The organism is Pseudomonas sp. DVZ6 (assembly GCF_024259445.1).
GTDB lineage: Bacteria > Pseudomonadota > Gammaproteobacteria > Pseudomonadales > Pseudomonadaceae > Aquipseudomonas > Aquipseudomonas peradeniyensis.
In genome coordinates, this window is sequence record NZ_JANCLM010000020.1 from 67,567 (window position 1) to 86,010 (window position 18,444).

The 18,444-nt window shown below is 65.1% G+C and carries 15 protein-coding genes; 13 read left to right on the top strand and 2 right to left on the bottom strand.

All coding sequences use genetic code 11. The features are described 5' to 3' along the window. Positions 1-39 precede the first annotated feature (39 nt). From ndk to NMG10_RS13665, 11 genes are all read left to right on the top strand, one after another. The gene (ndk, locus tag NMG10_RS13615; RefSeq protein WP_011532343.1) at positions 40-465 is read left to right on the top strand and encodes a nucleoside-diphosphate kinase; all 426 of its coding nucleotides are present in this window, start codon (positions 40-42) and stop codon (positions 463-465) included. Positions 466-493: 28 nt separating this feature from the next. Continuing rightward, positions 494-1,636: a 23S rRNA (adenine(2503)-C(2))-methyltransferase RlmN gene (gene rlmN, locus NMG10_RS13620; protein ID WP_028689594.1), complete on the top strand. Its 1,143-nt coding sequence runs from the start codon at positions 494-496 to the stop codon at positions 1,634-1,636. A gap of 14 nt (positions 1,637-1,650) precedes the next feature. Beyond that, entirely contained in the window at positions 1,651-2,412 is a 762-nt protein-coding gene (gene pilW, locus NMG10_RS13625) for a type IV pilus biogenesis/stability protein PilW (RefSeq protein WP_254464525.1), read from the top strand. Further along, on the top strand, positions 2,409-3,440 hold the full coding sequence (locus tag NMG10_RS13630; RefSeq protein ID WP_234560413.1) for a RodZ domain-containing protein: 1,032 nt from the start codon (positions 2,409-2,411) through the stop codon (positions 3,438-3,440). Before pilW ends, NMG10_RS13630 begins: the two co-directional genes overlap by 4 nt. A gap of 3 nt (positions 3,441-3,443) precedes the next feature. Next, positions 3,444-4,553: a flavodoxin-dependent (E)-4-hydroxy-3-methylbut-2-enyl-diphosphate synthase gene (gene ispG, locus NMG10_RS13635; RefSeq protein ID WP_011532347.1), complete on the top strand. Its 1,110-nt coding sequence runs from the start codon at positions 3,444-3,446 to the stop codon at positions 4,551-4,553. Between the two features lie 24 nt (positions 4,554-4,577). Continuing rightward, positions 4,578-5,864 (top strand): histidine--tRNA ligase, encoded by a 1,287-nt coding sequence (gene hisS, locus NMG10_RS13640; RefSeq protein ID WP_186712888.1) that lies wholly within the window; start codon positions 4,578-4,580, stop codon positions 5,862-5,864. 38 nt (positions 5,865-5,902) lie between these two features. Further along, complete coding sequence (locus NMG10_RS13645) at positions 5,903-6,544, top strand: tetratricopeptide repeat protein (RefSeq protein ID WP_203650721.1); 642 nt, start codon at positions 5,903-5,905, stop codon at positions 6,542-6,544. 1 nt (position 6,545) lies between these two features. Then, the gene (bamB, locus tag NMG10_RS13650) at positions 6,546-7,688 is read left to right on the top strand and encodes an outer membrane protein assembly factor BamB (protein WP_186712887.1); all 1,143 of its coding nucleotides are present in this window, start codon (positions 6,546-6,548) and stop codon (positions 7,686-7,688) included. A gap of 117 nt (positions 7,689-7,805) precedes the next feature. Beyond that, entirely contained in the window at positions 7,806-9,269 is a 1,464-nt protein-coding gene (gene der / locus NMG10_RS13655; RefSeq protein ID WP_203650724.1) for a ribosome biogenesis GTPase Der, read from the top strand. Positions 9,270-9,562: 293 nt separating this feature from the next. Next, entirely contained in the window at positions 9,563-10,711 is a 1,149-nt protein-coding gene (locus NMG10_RS13660) for a pyridoxal phosphate-dependent aminotransferase (RefSeq protein ID WP_203650726.1), read from the top strand. Then, positions 10,699-11,490: an amidohydrolase gene (locus NMG10_RS13665; RefSeq protein ID WP_254464526.1), complete on the top strand. Its 792-nt coding sequence runs from the start codon at positions 10,699-10,701 to the stop codon at positions 11,488-11,490. Before NMG10_RS13660 ends, NMG10_RS13665 begins: the two co-directional genes overlap by 13 nt. Before the next feature lie 114 nt (positions 11,491-11,604). Here NMG10_RS13665 and NMG10_RS13670 read toward each other — a convergent pair whose 3' ends face one another. Together NMG10_RS13670 and NMG10_RS13675 are read right to left on the bottom strand one after the other, a co-directional pair. Next, positions 11,605-14,160, bottom strand: a complete 2,556-nt coding sequence (locus NMG10_RS13670; protein ID WP_254464527.1) for a sulfite reductase flavoprotein subunit alpha — start codon at positions 14,158-14,160, stop codon at positions 11,605-11,607. 216 nt (positions 14,161-14,376) lie between these two features. Beyond that, positions 14,377-16,656, bottom strand: coding sequence for a TonB-dependent siderophore receptor (locus NMG10_RS13675; protein ID WP_254464528.1), 2,280 nt, complete (start codon positions 16,654-16,656; stop codon positions 14,377-14,379). 222 nt (positions 16,657-16,878) lie between these two features. Here NMG10_RS13675 and NMG10_RS13680 point away from each other — a divergent pair, with 222 nt between their 5' ends. Further along, the gene (locus NMG10_RS13680) at positions 16,879-17,559 is read left to right on the top strand and encodes a Fe2+-dependent dioxygenase (protein ID WP_232855669.1); all 681 of its coding nucleotides are present in this window, start codon (positions 16,879-16,881) and stop codon (positions 17,557-17,559) included. Between the two features lie 3 nt (positions 17,560-17,562). Further along, positions 17,563-18,321 (top strand): tetratricopeptide repeat protein, encoded by a 759-nt coding sequence (locus NMG10_RS13685; RefSeq protein WP_254464529.1) that lies wholly within the window; start codon positions 17,563-17,565, stop codon positions 18,319-18,321. Positions 18,322-18,444: the final 123 nt, after the last annotated feature.

Consider the following 18,444-nt stretch of genomic DNA (forward strand, 5'->3'; position numbering starts at 1 on the left):
GTTTAATTTTTCGCAACACTCAATATTCTGGAGTTTTCCATGGCTGTTCAACGTACTTTCTCGATCATCAAGCCTGACGCCGTCGCTAAAAACGTCATCGGCAAGATCACCACTCGCTTCGAAGAAGCCGGCCTGAAAATCGTCGCTTCGAAAATCAAGCAACTGTCCAAGGCCGAAGCCGAAGGCTTCTACGCCGAGCACAGCGCTCGTGGCTTCTTCGGTGACCTGGTTGCCTTCATGACTTCGGGCCCTGTCGTTGTTCAGGTTCTGGAAGGCGAAAACGCCATCGCTCTGAACCGTGAGCTGATGGGCGCCACCAACCCTAAAGAAGCTGCTCCAGGCACCATCCGTGCCGACTTCGCCGAGTCGATCGACGCCAACGCCGTTCACGGTTCGGACTCCGAAGCTGCCGCTGCTCGCGAAATCGCTTACTTCTTCGCTGCTACCGAGGTAACCACTCGCTAAGCGAAAGCTTACGGGTGAGGGTGAATCCATGACGACATCGACTGACAAGATCAACCTGCTGGGGCTGACCCTGGCGGAAATGGAACAGTTCTTCGACTCAATCGGGGAGAAGCGCTTCCGTGCCGGTCAGGTGATGAAATGGATTCACCATTTTGGCGTCGATGATTTCGCCGCCATGACCAATGTCGGCAAGGTCTTGCGCGAAAAGCTCGAGGCCGTTGCCGAGATTCGCGGTCCGGAGGTGGTCAGTGAAGACATTTCCGCCGACGGTACCCGCAAGTGGGTGGTCCGCGTTGCCTCCGGCAGCTGCGTCGAGACCGTCTACATCCCCACCGACGATCGCGGCACCCTGTGCGTGTCGTCGCAAGCCGGCTGTGCCCTGGACTGCAGCTTCTGCTCCACCGGCAAGCAAGGCTTCAACAGCAACCTCACCGCCGCCGAAGTGATCGGCCAGGTGTGGCTTGCCAACAAATCCTTCGGGACCGTCCCGGCCAAGATCGACCGCGCCATCACCAACGTGGTCATGATGGGCATGGGCGAACCCCTGCTGAATTTCGACAATGTCATCGCCGCCATGAAGATCATGATGGAAGATCTGGGCTATGGCATTTCCAAGCGTCGCGTCACCCTGTCCACCTCGGGCGTGGTGCCGATGATCGACGAGCTGGCCAAGCACATCGACGTGTCGCTGGCCCTGTCGCTGCACGCGCCGAACGACGAACTGCGCAACAAGCTGGTGCCGATCAACAAGAAGTACCCGCTGAAGATGCTGCTGGAGTCGTGCATGGGCTACATGTCCACCCTCGGCGGCAAGCGCGTGCTGACCATCGAGTACACCCTGCTCAAGGATGTCAACGACCAGCCCGAGCATGCCGCGCAGATGATCGAACTGCTGCGTGATGTGCCGTGCAAGATCAACCTGATCCCGTTCAACCCGTTCCCACATTCGGGCTACGAGCGACCGAGCAACAATGCCATCCGTCGCTTCCAGGACCTGCTGCACCACGGCGGCTTCAACGTGACCACCCGCACCACCCGCGGTGACGACATCGACGCCGCCTGCGGTCAGCTGGTGGGTCAGGTCAACGACCGTACCCGCCGCAGCGAGCGCTACATCGCCGTACGTCAGCTGGCTGCCGACGAGCCGCAAGACAGCGCTGCGCGCCCCTGACGAGCACCTGCCCCATGAGCCTGCGCGCCGCGCTGTCGATCCTGACGCTTTCGCTGCTGGCCGGCTGCGTGTCCGGCGGCGCGGGCGACCCCCTGGCCAGCCGCCAGGGGCGTGAGGCGGCGGGGCAGGCCTACGTGCAGTTGGGGCTGGGGTATTTGCAACAAGGTTTGACCGAGCGCGCCAAGGCACCGCTGGGCAAGGCCCTGGCCCTGGACGCCCGTGACGCCGAGGCTCATGCAGCACTGGCCCTGGTGTTCCAGGCCGAGGATGAGCCCGCATTGGCCGGCGAGCACTTCGCCAAGGCCTTGGCCATCCGCCCGGATGACACACGAATCCGCAACAATTACGGCAGTTTCCTATATGCTCAGGGCCGTTTCGACGAAGCCCGGGCGATGTTCCTCCAGGCTGGGGCCGATACCCTGTATCCTGAGCGTTCCCGCGTGTACGAGAACCTGGGGCTCACCGCCCTGAAGCAGGGGCAGGGTGATCAGGCGCGTGCCTACCTGGAAAAAGCCCTTCGGCTCAATCCGCGGCAACCGAAGGCATTGCTCGAAATGGCTGAGTTGTCCTACGAAAACAGGCATTATGTGCCGGCCCAGGATTACTACGATCGATTCAGCCAGCTGAGCGACCAGGATGCCCGCAGCCTGCTGCTGGGCCATCGCCTGGCACTCGCCCTCGACGAACAGGGCACCGCGACCCGTTTGGGCCAGCAATTACAACGACTTTATCCCGGTACGCCGGAATATCAGCAATACCTGTCGGAGCAACGATGAAAGCCGCGCACACTGAAGTAGCAGCAGCGACTCGCCAGAACCCCGGTGATGTCTTGCGCCAGGCCCGCGAAAAACGCGAATGGAGCCAGGCCGAGGTCGCTCGCAAGCTCAACCTCACGGTATCTTCGCTGAACAACCTGGAAAACGGCGCCTTCGACAAGCTGCCCGGGCACACCTTCGCCCGTGGCTACATCCGTGCCTACGCCAAGCTGATGGATATGGACCAGGCGCCTCTGGTCGAGGCCTTCGACCAGATCACCGGCACCCACGCCCAGGGCAGCGAAGTGCACGCCCTCGGCCGCATCGAAGAGCCGGTGCGCCTGTCGCACAACATCCTGCGGGTGGTCAGCCTGTTGCTGCTGGTCGCGGTGGTCGGCGGTGGTTTCTTCTGGTGGCAGGACCAGAGCAGCCTGCGCGGCAAGGACCTGGCCAAGATCGCCCTGGAGCACGTCGAGGTCGAGAGCGCCGACGGCACCACGCAGATTCATCCGCTGGACGAGCCGGAAGACCAGGCCGTGAGCGAAGGCCAGCAGCCCGAGGGCCAGGCCCTGCCACTGGAGCCGAACGCTACCGAGCAGGCGCCGGTCACCGAGGCCCAGGCGCCAGTTGCGCCTGTGGCACCCGCCGCGCCAGCCACCAGCGCGGCACCGGCACCGACGGCCGCCGCACCTGTGGCACCGGTTGTCGCGCCAGCCGCTCCTGCAGTGGCCGCGCCTGTCGCCGCCGCGCCAGCCGCCCCCGTCGCTTCGAGCGCACCGGCTGCGCCCGCTGAAGTCGCCCCGGCCGGCAGCGCCAAGGTCCATATCCAATTCACCGCCGATTGCTGGACCCAGGTCACCGACGGCAACGGCAAGGTGCTGTTCAGCGCCATCAAGCGCAAGGGCGACAACCTGGAACTGACCGGCAAGCCACCGTTCGCGGTGCGCCTGGGCTTTGCCCGCGGCGCCCAGGTGAGCTACAACGGCCAGGCGGTCGATGTCGCCCCGTTCACCAGTGGCGAAACCGCTCGCCTGAAGTTGGGACAGTAAGTCATGCACGGCGAATCTCCGATCAAACGTCGCGAATCCCGCAAAATCTGGGTCGGCAATGTGCCGGTGGGTGGCGATGCGCCCATCGCGGTGCAGAGCATGACCAACACCGACACCAACGATGTCGCCGCCACCGTGGCGCAGATCCAGCGCCTGGTCGATGCCGGCGTGGACATCGTGCGGGTCTCGGTGCCGGACATGGACGCCGCCGAGGCGTTCGGCAAGATCAAGAAGCTGGTCAGCGTGCCGCTGGTCGCCGACATCCACTTCGACTACAAGATCGCCCTGCGCGTGGCCGAACTGGGCGTCGACTGCCTGCGCATCAACCCGGGCAACATCGGCCGTGAAGACCGTGTGCGCGCCGTGGTCGACGCGGCACGCGACCGCGGCATCCCGATCCGCATCGGCGTCAACGCCGGTTCCCTGGAAAAGGACCTGCAGAAGAAGTACGGCGAGCCCACCCCGGCGGCGCTGGTCGAGTCGGCGCTGCGCCATGTCGAGCACCTCGACCGCCTGGACTTCCAGGACTTCAAGGTCAGCGTCAAGGCCTCCGACGTGTTCATGGCCGTCGAGGCCTACCGCCTGCTGGCCAAGCAGATCATCCAGCCGCTGCACCTGGGGATCACCGAAGCCGGCGGCCTGCGCTCGGGGACGGTGAAATCCGCCGTCGGCCTAGGTATGCTGCTGGCCGAAGGCATCGGTGACACCATCCGCATCTCCCTGGCCGCCGATCCGGTCGAGGAAGTGAAGGTCGGCTACGACATCCTCAAGTCGCTGCACCTGCGTTCGCGTGGCATCAACTTCATCGCCTGCCCGAGCTGCTCGCGGCAGAACTTCGATGTGGTCAAGACCATGAACGAACTGGAAGGGCGCCTGGAAGACCTGCTGGTACCGCTGGACGTGGCGGTGATCGGTTGCGTGGTCAACGGTCCGGGCGAAGCCAAGGAATCGCACGTGGGCCTGACCGGCGGCACGCCGAACCTGGTCTACATCGATGGCAAGCCATCGCAGAAGCTGAACAACGACAACCTGGTCGACGAGCTGGAAAAGCTCATCCGCCAGAAAGCGGCCGAGAAGGCCGAGGCCGACGCGGCGCTGATCGCCCGCGGCTGAGACACAGATTCGTAAGGACTACTCGTGAGCAAATCGCTGCAAGCCATCCGTGGCATGAACGACATCCTGCCCGACCAGTCGCCGCTGTGGCGCTATTTCGAGGGCACCGTGGCCGGCTTGCTGGACAGCTACGGCTACAGCCAGATCCGCACGCCGATCGTCGAGTTCACCGAGCTGTTCAAGCGCTCGATCGGTGAAGTCACCGATATCGTCGAGAAAGAGATGTACACCTTCCAGGACAACAAGGACTCGCTTACCTTGCGTCCGGAAGGCACCGCCGCTTGCGTGCGCGCAGTGCTCGAGCACGGCATCATCGGTAATGGCCAGGTGCAGAAACTCTGGTACGTGGGCCCGATGTTCCGCCACGAGCGCCCGCAACTGGGACGCTACCGCCAGTTCCACCAGATCGGTGTCGAGGTGTTCAACCTGGCCGGCCCCGATATCGACGCCGAACTGATCATGCTCACCTGGCGCCTCTGGGCGTTGCTGGGTATTCAGGACGCGGTGACCCTGGAGCTCAACAGCCTGGGCACCAGCGAAGCCCGCGCGCGCTATCGTGATGCACTGGTCGAATTCCTGTCCCAGCGCATTGATCAGTTGGACGAAGACAGTCAGCGCCGCCTGAAGAGCAATCCGCTGCGTATCCTCGACAGCAAGAACGAAGGCACCCAGGCCGCCCTGGTGGGCGCGCCGAAGCTCGAAGAGTACCTGGACGAAGAGTCCCGCGTGCACTTTGATGGCGTGAAGGCCCGTCTTGACGCTGCCGGCATCCCGTTCGTGATCAACACCAAGCTGGTGCGCGGCCTGGATTACTACAGCAAGACCGTGTTCGAGTGGGTCACCGACAAGCTCGGTGCCCAGGGCACGGTCTGCGCCGGTGGGCGCTACGATGGCCTGGTCGAGCAGATGGGCGGCAAGCCGACCGCCGGCGTTGGCTTTGCCATGGGGATCGAGCGTCTGCTGCTGCTGATCGAAACCCTGGGCCAGGTGCCTGAGTCGATCAGCCGTACCATCGACGTTTACCTGTGCGCCTTTGGCGAGCAGGCGGAGCTGGCTGGTCTGAAGATCAGCGAGCAACTGCGTGATCGTCTGCCGAACCTGCGCCTGGCAGTCAATGCCGGTGGCGGCAACTTCAAGAACCAGTTCAAGAAAGCCGACAAGAGCGGCGCGCTGTTCGCGCTGATTCTGGGCGACGACGAGCTCGAGAAGCAGCAGATCGGCCTGAAGCCCCTGCGTGGCCAGGGCGAACAACAGAACATTGCCTGGGATGCGCTTGCCGCGCACCTGGAAACCGCGATCGCCCAGGCGTGACGCGGTCTGACAACGAATAGGCGAATAGGAGTATTGGGGTGTCGAGTACCGATGATGAGAGCCTGGCAGCAGCCAAGGACTGGTGGAACCGCAACGGCAAGCCGCTGCTGACCGGCGCCCTGCTGGCCGGCGTGGTGGTGTTGGGCTGGCAGACCTGGCACAAGTACCAGGCCAACCAGTCCCAGGGCGCCTCGGTGCTGTATCAGGCGCTGCTGGAAACCTCGTTGACGCCTGACGGCAAGCCCGACGCGAGCAAGGTTGCCGAGCTTTCCGGCAAGCTCAAGAGCGAGTTCGGCGGTACCGCCTACGCCCAGTACGGCAGCCTGTTCGTGGCCAAGGTCGCGGTCGAGAGCGGCAAGCTGGACGATGCGGCCAGCGAGCTCAAGGGCGTGCTGGACAAGCCGGCCGACGCCACCCTCGGCGAGATCTCGCGCCAGCGCCTGGCCCGCGTGCTCGCGGCCCAGGACAAGGCCGAGGACGCGCTCAAGCTGCTCGACGGCGACACCGACAAGGCCTTCCTGGCCAGCCGCGAAGAACTCAAGGGCGACCTGCTGGTACAGCTGGGCCGCGCCGACGACGCGCACAGCGCCTACGAAAAAGCCAAGGCCGCGCTGTCCGACGACGCCGCGATCGGTGGCCTGCAACTGAAGCTGGATGACCTGGCCAAAGGGGACGCCTGAAGTGAAGGGTTGGAAACAAGCAGCAGTGCTCACCCTCGCCGTGCTGGCGGCGGGTTGCAGCAGCAACAGCAAGAAGGAACTGCCCCCGGCCGAGCTGACCAAGTTCACCGAGGAAGTGGTGCTGAAGAAGCAGTGGAGCCGTTCGATCGGTGACGGCCAGGGTGAGACCTACAACACCCTGGTACCGGCCATCGAGAACGACCGCATCTACGCCTCCGACGTCAACGGCGAGGTCTTCGCGCTGAACCGCATCACCGGCGACGTGGTGTGGAAGAAGGACCTCGAGCTGCCGGTTTCCGGCGCCGTGGGCGTGGGCTACGGCCTGGTCATGCTGGGTACCCTCAAAGGCGAGGTCATCGCCCTGGATTCCAGCACCGGCGAGGAGCGCTGGCGCTCGCGCGTCAGCAGCGAAGTGCTGGCGCCGCCGGCCAACAACGGCGACGTGGTGGTGGTACAGACCCAGGACGACCGTCTGGTCGGCTTCGACGCCGCCACCGGCGACCGTCGCTGGATCTACGAGAACAGCCCGGCCGTGCTGACCCTGCGCGGCACCGGCGCGCCGGTGGTGACCAACCGCCTGGCCGTGGCCGGCCTGTCCACCGGCAAGGTGGTGGCGGTCGACATCAGCAACGGCGTGCCGGTGTGGGAGAGCCGCGTGGCGATTCCGCAGGGCCGTTCCGAGCTGGACCGGGTGGTGGACATCGACGGCGGCCTGCTGCTGTCCGGTGGTACCCTGTACGTCGGCACCTACCAGGGTCGCGTCGCCGGCCTGGAGCTGGAAAGCGGTCGCGTGCTGTGGCAGCGCGATGCCTCCAGCTACGTGGGTGTCGCCCAGGGCTTCGGCAACGTCTACGTAAGCGAAGCGTCGGGTACCGTGCAAAGCGTCGACGAGCGTTCCTCCAGCTCGCTGTGGAGCAACGACTCGATGGCTCGCCGTCAGCTGTCGGCGCCGGAAGTGTTCTCCAGCTATGTGGCGGTGGGCGACTTCGAGGGTTACCTGCACCTGCTCAGCCAGGTCGATGGCCGCTTCGTCGGCCGTGAGCGTATCGACAGCGATGGCCTGCGCGCCCGACCCCTGGTGGTCGGCGACACCATCTACGTCTTCGGCAACAGCGGCAAGCTCGAGGCACTGACCATCCGCTGAAGCTATGCTTGAGCTCGCTCGCGGGCTCAGGCCGCGGCGCATGAAGCGCCGCCCGAACTCCGGCCGCTGCCTTGCAGCGGCCTTTGCATTTTCAAGAATTCAAGAGTGGAGAGCCGCATGGTTCCCGTAATCGCCCTGGTGGGCCGGCCGAACGTCGGTAAATCCACCATGTTCAACCGCCTGACCAAGACCCGCGACGCCATCGTCGGTGACCTGTCGGGCCTGACCCGTGACCGCCAGTACGGCGATGCCAGCTGGCAGGGTCGTTCCTACATCCTCATCGACACCGGCGGTATCACCGGTGACGAAGTGGGCATGGACGAGAAGATGGCCGAGCAGTCGCTGATGGCCATCGAGGAAGCCGACTACGTGCTGTTCCTGGTCGATGCCCGTGCCGGCATGACCGCCGCCGACCAGATGATCGCCGATCACCTGCGCAAGCGGAACAAGGAAGCGATCCTGGTCGCCAACAAGATCGACAACATCGACCCCGATATCGCCCGCGCCGAGTTCTCGCCGCTGGGCATGGGCAACGCCATTCCGGTGGCGGGCTCCCAGGGCCGTGGTATCAACGCCCTGATGGAGTCGCTGCTCGGCCATATTCCCCGTGATCCCGAGGAAGAAGCCCTCGACGAGGATGTCGCCGAAGGCGAGGAAGCCACGCGCATCCCCGGCCCGAGCGAGAAAGACGGTATCAAGATCGCCATCATCGGCCGCCCCAACGTGGGCAAGTCGACCCTGGTCAACCGCATGCTCGGCGAAGAGCGCGTGGTGGTGTACGACCAGCCGGGCACCACCCGCGACAGTATCTACATCCCGTTCGAGCGTGATGGCGAGAAGTACACCTTCATCGACACCGCCGGCGTGCGCAAGCGCGGCAAGATCCACGAGGAAGTCGAGAAGTTCTCGGTGGTGAAGACCCTGCAGGCGATCAAGGACGCCAACGTGGTGATCTTCGTCATGGACGCCCGCGAAGGCGTGGTCGACCACGACCTCAACCTGCTGGGCTTCGCCCTGGACGCCGGCCGCGCCGTGGTCATCGCCCTGAACAAGTGGGACGGCATGGAGTCGGGTGAGCGCGACTACGTGAAGACCGAGCTGGAACGCCGGCTGTTCTTCGTCGACTTCGCCGACATCCACTTCATCTCGGCGCTGCACGGCACCGGCGTGGGCCACCTGTACAAGTCGGTGCAGGCCGCGTTCAAGTCGGCGGTCACCCGCTGGCCGACCAGCCGCCTGACACAGATCCTCGAAGACGCCATCAGCGTGCACCAGCCGCCGCTGGTCAACGGTCGCCGGATCAAGCTGCGCTATGCCCACCTCGGTGGCGCCAACCCGCCGCTGATCGTGATCCACGGCAACCAGACCGACAAGATCCCCAACTCCTACTCGCGTTACCTGGAGAACACCTACCGCCGGGTGCTCAAGCTGGTCGGCACGCCGATCCGCATCGAGTACAAGGGTGGTGACAACCCCTTCGAGGGCAAGAAGAACACCCTCACCGATCGCCAGGTCAACAAGAAGCGCCGCCTGATGTCGCATCACAAGAAGGCCGAGAAGAAGCGGCGCGACAAGCGTTAACAACCGCTTGGCGTGCCTTCCCAGGCCGTGCGCCCCCTGTAGGAGCGGCCTTGAGCCGCGAAAGGGCTGCGTAGCAGCCCCAGGGTTCAGAATGCGCTGCAAGGAAGCCGGGGCTGCTTTGCAGCCCTTTCGCGGCACAAGGCCGCTCCTACAGGGATGTGCGTAAATCCTGATCTCCCCCTACACGTTGACCCACCGCAATCCCCCTATTGTTTCAACCTTTTTCCTGACTGCTCGATCCGCTATGCTCGGACCCAACCCCGTGCCGGACAAACCCCAGGAAAGAGGGCTCCATGATCCGCAGCAAACTGCCGAACGTCGGCACGACCATCTTCACCACCATGTCGCAACTGGCCATGCAGACCGGTGCGCTCAACCTCTCCCAGGGCTTCCCTGACTTCAACGGCCCCCAGGCCTTGCTCGATGCCGTCGGTCGCCATGTGGCCGCCGGGCACAACCAGTACTCGCCCATGACCGGCCTGCCGGCACTGCGTCAGCAGGTGGCGGCGAAGATTACCCGGCTGTACGGCGCGAATGTCGATGCCGACCAGGAAGTGACCATCACCCCCGGTGCCACCGAGGCGATCTTCTGCGCCATCCAGGCGGTCATCCATGCCGGCGACGAGGTGATCGTCTTCGACCCCAGCTACGACAGCTACGAGCCGTCCGTGGAACTGGCCGGCGGGCGCTGCGTGCATGTGCCACTGACCGACGGCAGCTTCGGCATCGACTGGCAGAAATTCAGCGATGCCCTGAGCCCGCGCACGCGCATGGTCATCCTCAACTCGCCGCACAATCCCAGCGGCGCGCTGATCAGCCGCGACGATCTGGACCAACTGGCCAGGCTGATCGGTGACCGCGATATCTACCTGATCAGCGACGAGGTCTACGAGCATCTGATCTACGACGGCGTGCGCCATGCCAGCGTGCTGGCCCACCCGCAGCTCTATTCGCGGGCGTTCGTGGTCAGCTCGTTCGGCAAGACCTACCACGTCACCGGCTGGAAGACTGGCTATGTGGTTGCCCCGCCGGCCCTCAGCGCGGAACTGCGCAAGGTGCACCAGTACGTCAACTTCTGCGGCGTGACCCCCTTGCAGTGCGCCCTGGCCGACTTCATGGCCGAGCACCCCGAGCATATCGACGAGCTGCCGGCCTTCTACCAGGCCAAGCGCGATCTGTTCTGCGACCTGCTGCAGGCTTCGCGTTTCACCTTCACCCGTACGCCGGGCACCTATTTCCAACTGGTGGACTATTCGCAGATCCGGCCCGACCTGAACGATGTCGACATGGCCCTGTGGCTGACCCGTGAGCATGGCGTGGCCAGCATCCCGGTGTCGGTGTTCTACCAGCAACCCATCCCCGAGCAACGCCTGGTGCGCCTGTGCTTTGCCAAACGCGAGGAGACGCTGCGCCAGGCAGCGGAAAAACTATGCGCGATCTGAGCCAACTGCCGAACCTGAAAATCGCCCTGGTGCAGACCACCCTGGCCTGGCACGACCGCGAGGCCAACTATGCGCACTTCGAGGAACTGATCGGGCAGGCCGGCGAGGTGGACCTGGTGGTCCTGCCGGAAATGTTCACCACCGGTTTCTCGATGGAGTCCGAACGCCTGGCGGAGCCTGAAAACGGCCCGACCTACAAGTGGCTCAAGGCCCAGGCCAAGAAAGCCAACGCGGTGATCACCGGCAGCGTGATCATCCAGGCCGCCGACGGCAGCCACCGCAACCGCCTGCTGTGGGCACGGCCCGACGGTGAGATCCTGCACTACGACAAACGCCACCTGTTCCGCATGGCCGGCGAGCACAAGCACTACACCCCGGGCGAGCGCCAGGTGCAGTTCGAGCTCAAGGGTTGGCGGATCCGCCCGCTGATCTGCTACGACCTGCGCTTCCCGGTGTGGAGCCGCGACGCCCAGGACACCGACTTGCTGCTGTACACCGCCAACTGGCCGGCGGCGCGGCGCCTGCACTGGAACCGCCTGCTGCCGGCGCGGGGCATCGAGAACCTGTGCTTCGTCGCGGCGGTGAACCGGGTGGGCACCGATGGCAAGGGCTTCGCCTATTCCGGCGACAGCCAGGTGCTGGACTTCCAGGGCGAGAGCCTGCTGAGCGCGGGTGAGGCCGACGGGGTGTTCACCGTGGTGCTGCGGGCTGCGGAGCTGGCAGCGTACCGGGCGCGGTTCCCGGCGAACCTGGATGCCGATACCTTCGAATTGCACTGAAGGTCATGAGGCGCTTTCGCGGCACAAGGCCGCTCCTACAGGAGATCGCAACCCCATGTAGGAGCGGCCTTGTGCCGCGAAAGGGGCGCAACGCGCCCCCAGGGATGTGACTGTTCAATACACATCTCGCCGATATCGCCCATCCTCGATCAACTGCTGCACGACAGCTTCACCCAGCATCCCCTGCAACGCCGCATCCACCCCGGCAGCCATCCCTTGCAGGCTCCCACAGACATACACGCAAGCGCCGTCATCCACCCAGCGCTTGAACTCGGCGGCCTGCTGCAACAGCACGTCCTGCACATAGATTTTCTCGGCCTGGTCCCGCGAAAACGCCAGGTCCAGTCGTTGCAGATCGCCGCTTTCCACCCAGCCTTGCAGTTCCTCACCGCACAGCAGATCGTGCGCCCGGTTGCGTTCGCCGAACAGTAGCCAGTTGCGTTGTTCGCCCCCGGCAATCCGGGCCTTGAGCAGGCTGCGCAGACCGGCCAGGCCGGTGCCATTGCCGATCATTACCAAGGGCGCCGACTCGGAGGGCAAATGGAAACCGCTATTGCGACGCAGGCGCGCGCTGACGCTGCCTTGCAGCGGCAGGTATTCGGTCAGCCAGCCGGAGCCCAGGCCGAGGTTGCCATCGGCGTGGCGTTCCTGTCGCACGATCAGCTCCAGCACGCCATCGCTGGCGATGGAGGCAATCGAGTATTCACGGGCGGTGAGCGGGATCAGGGCATCGACCAGTGCCTGGGCATGCAGTCCGACCAGGTGTTCGCGGCTGACCGGCAACTGGCGGGTGGCCAGGGCCTGCACCAGGGTTTCCTGCAGGTCGTCGAGCTGCACCGGGCTGCCTGGGTCGAGGCCCAGGCCGGCAAGGAAGGCATCGACACGAGGCTGGCCGTTGCGCGGCAGGATCTCGATCAGGTCGCCGGCTTCCCAGGTCGTCGGCGCTACTGCCTGAAGGCCCAACAGGTAGACCGGCGCGCCCTGGCTGCCCGGGTTGATCCGTTCGCGGCGCAACAGTTGCCAGTTGCCGAAGCTCGGCGGCTGCCAGGCGGCGACCGGGCGGGCGCCAGTGAATTGCGTCAGTTCCTGTTGCCACAGCTGCAGCGCGGCGGGGTCGGCGTTGTCCACCTCCACCGGGCTGAAGGCGCAGGTGGCGCCGCGTTCGCCGAGCCAGGCCTGGAGCCGGCGGGCGAAGCCGCAGAAGTGCGGGTACTGGCGGTCGCCCAGGGCCAGCAGGGCGAAGTCCAGGTGATCCAGCGGCCAAGGTTGGCCGAGCACCTTGCGCTCGAAGCCACGGGCGCTGTCCGGGGCCTCGCCGTCGCCGAAGGTGCTGACCACGAACAGCGCGCGGTTGGCCTGGCGCAATTCGGCCTCGCCCAGTTCGGCCAGCGGGCGTACCTGCACCGGCAAGCCGGCGGCTTGAAGTTGGCCGGCGCTCTGCCAGGCGAGCTGCTCGGCAAAGCCGCTCTGGCTGGCGAAACCGATCAGCCAGCTGTCGCCGTCGTTCGCCTGAGCGGCCACCGCGCCACGGGCGGCGCGGACCTGGCGCTTCTTGCGCCGGCGGTCGAGGTACAGCAGCCAGCCGGTGACGAAGAACAGCGGCATGGTCAGGCTGGCGAGGGTGACGATGATTCGCCCCGGCAGGCCGAAGTAGCTGCCCACGTGCAGGGCGTAGACGCTCTGCAGCAACTGGGCCTTGAACGACTTGTCGGTGTAGCGCTCGTGACGCTTGACCTGGCCGGTGGCCGGGTCGAGGGTGAGGGTGTTCAGGGCGCGCTCGTGGTCGGCGCCCTGCAGCAGGTAGAACAGGGTTGCCGGTTGCCCGCCGGCCGGCGGCAGGCGCAGGTTGTAGGTGGACAGGCCGGGGCCTGCCGCGGCCTTGAGATTGGTCCAGATGGCGTCATAGTCGACCACCAGTGGCGGGGCGTTCTTGTCCACCTTGGGCGGGCCATGGCGACCGCCGCGGCCTTCGCCACGCTTCTGCTCGCCCGCCGCAGGCTGGTCGGCCAGCAGGCGATTGAGGCCTTCGCGGTACCACTCGTAGGACCAGAACAGCCCGGTCAGGGCGAACAGCAGGTAGAACACCAGGCACCAGGTGCCGAACACCGCGTGCAGGTCCCAGTTGAAGGCACGGCCTTTCTTCGCCCAGTCCAGCGTCAGCCAGGTCCGCCAGTTCAGTGCCTTGCGCGGCCAGCGCAGGTACAGCCCGGAGAGGCAGAAGAAGATCAGCATCAGGGTGCAGGCACCGGTGATCTGCCGGCCTGTGTCGCCCATGGCCAGGAACCGGTGCAGGTTGAGCATGAGGTTGAAGAAGCCCAGCCCGGCTACATCACCTTTGAGCTCGCCGGTGTACGGGTCGGCGTAGCGCAGCGCACCGCGTCGCTCGCCGGGGGCGGGGGTGAAGAAGATCCGTGCGGCGTTGCCCTCGCGGGTATCGACCCAAAGCATGGAGACCTTGTCGCCTTGCGCGGCCTCGACCCGGCGCACCAGCTCGGCCGGCGGCAGCACGCCTTCCTGGCGTACCTCGACCTTGAGCACCTCGGCGTTGAACGCGCGCAGCAGTTCTTCCTGGAACGACCAGATCGCGCCGGTCACGCCCATCAGCGCCAGCACCAGGCCGGCGGTGATGCCAAAGAACCAGTGCAATTGGAACAGCGTCTTCTTCACCACATCGATCACCTTGTATTGCCGCCAGCAACTGCGCGGCGTGCATTATGCCTTGGTACGCAAACGCCCCGTTCACGGGAATGAACGGGGCGGGGTGTCCTGTGCCGGCCTCTTCGCGGGCAAGCCCGCTCCCACAGGTACAGCACTGACCTTCAGAGCGGTGGCGAACCTGTGGGAGCGGGTTTACCCGCGAAGAGGCCAGTGCAGGCGCCGCTTACATCAGAAGTGCACGCTGGTGGTCAGCAACGCCGTGCGCCCTGCCGCCTGGTTGGCGAAGTGGGTGGAGTACGCCTTGTCGTAGTAGACCTCGTTGGTAAGGTTCTGCACGTTCAGCTGCAGGTCGATGTTCTTGGTCAGCTTGTAGGCGGCCATGGCGTCGTAGCGTACGTAGCTGTCGACCATGGTGGTGTTGGCCACACTGCCGTAGACGTCATCCACATAGAAGGCGCCGCCGCCGACAGTCAGCTTCGGCGTCAGCTGGTAGGTGGTCCACAGGCTGGCGCTGTTGTTCGGCGTGTTGGGCAACTGGTTGCCGTCGTTCGCCTTGCCCAGCGGGCCACCGTCGATCTGGCGGGCCTGCATGTAGGTGTAGCCGGCGAACACCTGCCACTTGTCGGTCAGCTTGCCGCTGGCCGACAGCTCGATGCCTTGCACACGGGTTTCACCGACGTTCTCGTAGGTGTTGGTGTTGACCTGGACCCGGGCGTTCTCCTTCTCGGTGCGGAACAGTGCCGCAGCCAGGGACAGGCGCTGGTCGAGCAGGTCCCACTTGGTGCCGAGCTCGTAGTTGGTGGTCTCTTCCGGCTCCATGTCACTGCCCAGCAGGTTGCCGGAACGGTCGGTGGTGTTGCCCAGTGGGTTGCCTTCGGTGCCCTCGCCGAGCATGGCGCCAGGCGGCGTGGCGGAGGTGGCGTAGGACACATAGATGCTGCCGTTGTCCGCCGGTTTCCACACCAGGCCCAGCTGGCCGGTGATGAACTCGCTGGTGTCCGAGCCTTTGGCGGGTACGCCCTTGCTGCTCACCGCGGTACTGCCGTCGGCATTGTAGCCACGGTAATCGGTGTCGAAGTGGTCATAGCGCAGGCCCATGTTCAGCAGCCACTGCGGGGTCAGCTCCAGGGTGTCGAACACATAGAGTGCGCGAGTCTTGCTGTTGGTCCTGGTGCCGGCGTAGTTGCGCTCGACCGTGCCGACCCAGTTGTCGTCCGGGTTCGGGTTGTCCAGCGAGGTGCAGCTGCCGCCGCTGCCCGGGCCGGTGCAGATGAGCTTGCTGTTGGGGGTAACGGTGTAGCTCTGGCGGTCGGACTCTTCCTTGGTGAACTCGACGCCGGTGGAGAAGCTGTTCTTCAGGCCGCCCAGGTAGAACTCGCCGAACAGGTCGGTCTGGTTGGTGGTGGTGGCGGTGTTGCCCACACGGCTGTTGGCGCGACGCCAGACACCGTTGTTGTTGACGTTGCCGGCGCTGTCGTCGGGCTGGGTCAGCACGTAGTCCTGCATGCTGTTGCCGTGGCGCAGGGTGTTCTTGATGGTCAGCGTGTCGGTCAGGTCGTGCTCGATGGCGAAGGTCGCGATATCGACACGGGTCTTACGGAAGTCGCGTCCGGTCAGGCCGTAGAAGTTGTCGCTGTCGCCACCGTCGACCGGCTTGTCCGGATGCGCCGAAGTCCGTGCGGTGCTGCCTGCACGGGGCACGCTGTAGGGGATGCCGGAGTCCGGCAGGTCGTCGCTTTCCAGGTGGTAGTAGTCGAGGTTGACGCGGGTTGGTGTACCCAGGCCGAAGGCCAGCGAGGGGGCGATGCCCCAGCGGTCGTAGTTGACCTTGTCGCGACCGGCGACATTGCTTTCGTGGGTCATCAGGTTCAGGCGCCCGGCAACGCTGTCGCTGAACTGGTAGTTGCCGTCGAAGGTGTAGCGTTGGGTCTGGTCGCTGCCCCAGGTCCAGGCGCCGTCCAGCGAGTTGCCCAGGTGCGCGCGCTTGCTCACCAGGTTGATGGTGCCGCCTGCGGCGCCACGGCCACCGACCGCCGAGTTCGGCCCCTTGGCCACTTCGACAGACTCGATGGCGAAGATTTCGCGGGTCTGGGCACCCGTGTCGCGCACGCCGTCCAGGTAGGTGTCGCCCTGGGCGTCGAAGCCACGGATGAAGGGACGGTCGCCTTGCGGGTTACCGCCTTCACCGGCACCGAAGGTGATACCCGGCACGGTGCGCAGAGCATCCTGCAGGGACATGGCGTTGGTGTCCTTGATCACCTGCTGCGGGATCACGGTGACCGACCGTGGGGTGTCCACCAGCGGCGCGGTGTACTTCTGCGACGAGGCCTTGTCGACCTTGTACTCGGTGCTTGCCTGTTCGGCCTTGCCATTGACGCTGGTGGCGTCCAGGGTGATGGCGGTAATGGCGGCCGGGTCGGCGGCATAGGCCGAGGTGGCGGTGATCGCCATGCCGATGGCGGAGGCGAGCAGACGTGGTGAACTCACAGCAGATGGCACGTGACGCATTGTTGTAGACCTTCCCCAAGGTATGAAGGCCGCGGAGCATAATGTAAGTGATTGTAACGAACAATTGAGAAGCGTTTACATTCGCCATAAATTTACATTCTTTACAATTTCGCCTTACGGTTTTTACGGTCTCATCCGTCGTGCCATGGATAAAGGGCTTGTGGTAGGTAAAAGGGAATCAATATCATTGGCGCTCCTTCAGTCATACCTGGTGCCGCCGCCATGCTGCTTCATATTCCCGGGCTGTTCGACGCCGACGAGATCTCGCGCATTCGCGAGGCCCTGGAGCAGGCCGACTGGGCAGACGGCAAGATCACCGCGGGGTACCAGTCGGCCAAGGCCAAGCACAACCTGCAGTTGCCCGAGGGCCATGCGCTGGCCAAGGAGATCGGCAATGCGCTGATCGAGCGGCTGTGGCGCAACCCGTTGTTCATGTCGGCGGCCCTGCCACACAAGGTGTTCCCGCCGCTGATCAACTGCTACCGCGAAGGGGGCAATTTTGATTTCCACATCGACAACGCCCTGCGCCAGCCCAAGGGCAGCCCGGAGCGGGTGCGTACCGACCTGTCCTCGACGCTGTTCCTCAGCGATCCGGACAGCTACGACGGCGGCGAGCTGGTGATTCAGGACACCTTTGGCGTGCGCGAGGTCAAGCTGGCCGCCGGCGACCTGGTGCTGTACCCCGGCACCAGCCTGCACAAGGTCAACCCGGTCACTCGCGGGGCGCGCTATGCGGCGTTCTTCTGGACCCAGAGCCTGGTGCGCGAGGACAGCCAGCGCACCTTGCTGTTCGAGATGGACAACGCGATCCGCCAGCTCACCGCCGATGTGCCCGAGCATCCGTCGCTGCTGCAACTGACCGGCACCTATCACAACCTGTTGCGCCGCTGGGCCGAGGTCTGAGCCGTGTCCTATCAGTTGCGTCGTGAAGATGTGGTGGATGTTGCCGGGTTGCAGGCGATGCTCGAACACAGTCCGGGCCAGGCCGCCCAGGCAATCCTGGCGGCGGCGGGGCAGGGGGTGGTCGAGGCGCAATTGTTGCTTGGGCAGATCCTGCTCGATGGGCGCGGTATCGAAGAGGATGCCGGCGTGGCCCGCCGTTGGTTCGCCATCGCCGCCCAGGGTGGCAGCGCCATGGCGCACAACATGCTCGGCCGTTGCCTGGAGCACGGCTGGGGTGGCGAGGTGGAGCTCGCGCAGGCGGCCATTCACTATGCCCGTGCGGCCGACGCCGGCCTGGACTGGGGGATGTACAACCTGGCCAACCTGTTGGCCACCGGGCGCGGGGTGCCGGCCGACCAGGCCCAGGCGTTGATGTGCTACGAGAAGGCCGCGCAGCTGGGGCATGCCAAGTCGATGAACCTGTATGGGCGCTACCTGGAGCAGGGCATCGCCACCGCGCCGAGTCCTGCCCGGGCGGTGCGCTGGTATCGGCGTTCGGCCGAGGCCGGGGATTTTCGCGGGATGTTCAGCCTGGCGCTGGTGCTGGTCGAGCGCGGGGAAATCGGCGAGGCCGGGCCTTGGCTGGAGCGGGCCAGGGTCGAGGGCAACCTGAATTTCCTGCGCAGTGCGCTGGTGACGTTGCAGGGGGCGGGGCCGGCGCTGATGGCCCATGCGGCGCGCTATGCCGAGGAGATCGAACGAAGGCCGGCGCCACCCCTGTAGGAGCGGCCTTGTGCCGCGAAAGGGCCGCGCAGCGGCCCCAGGTTTTCAGCGTTGACGCATCAATCGCCGGGGCCGCTGCGCGGCCCTTTCGCGGCACAAGGCCGCTCCTACAGAGCGGGGCAG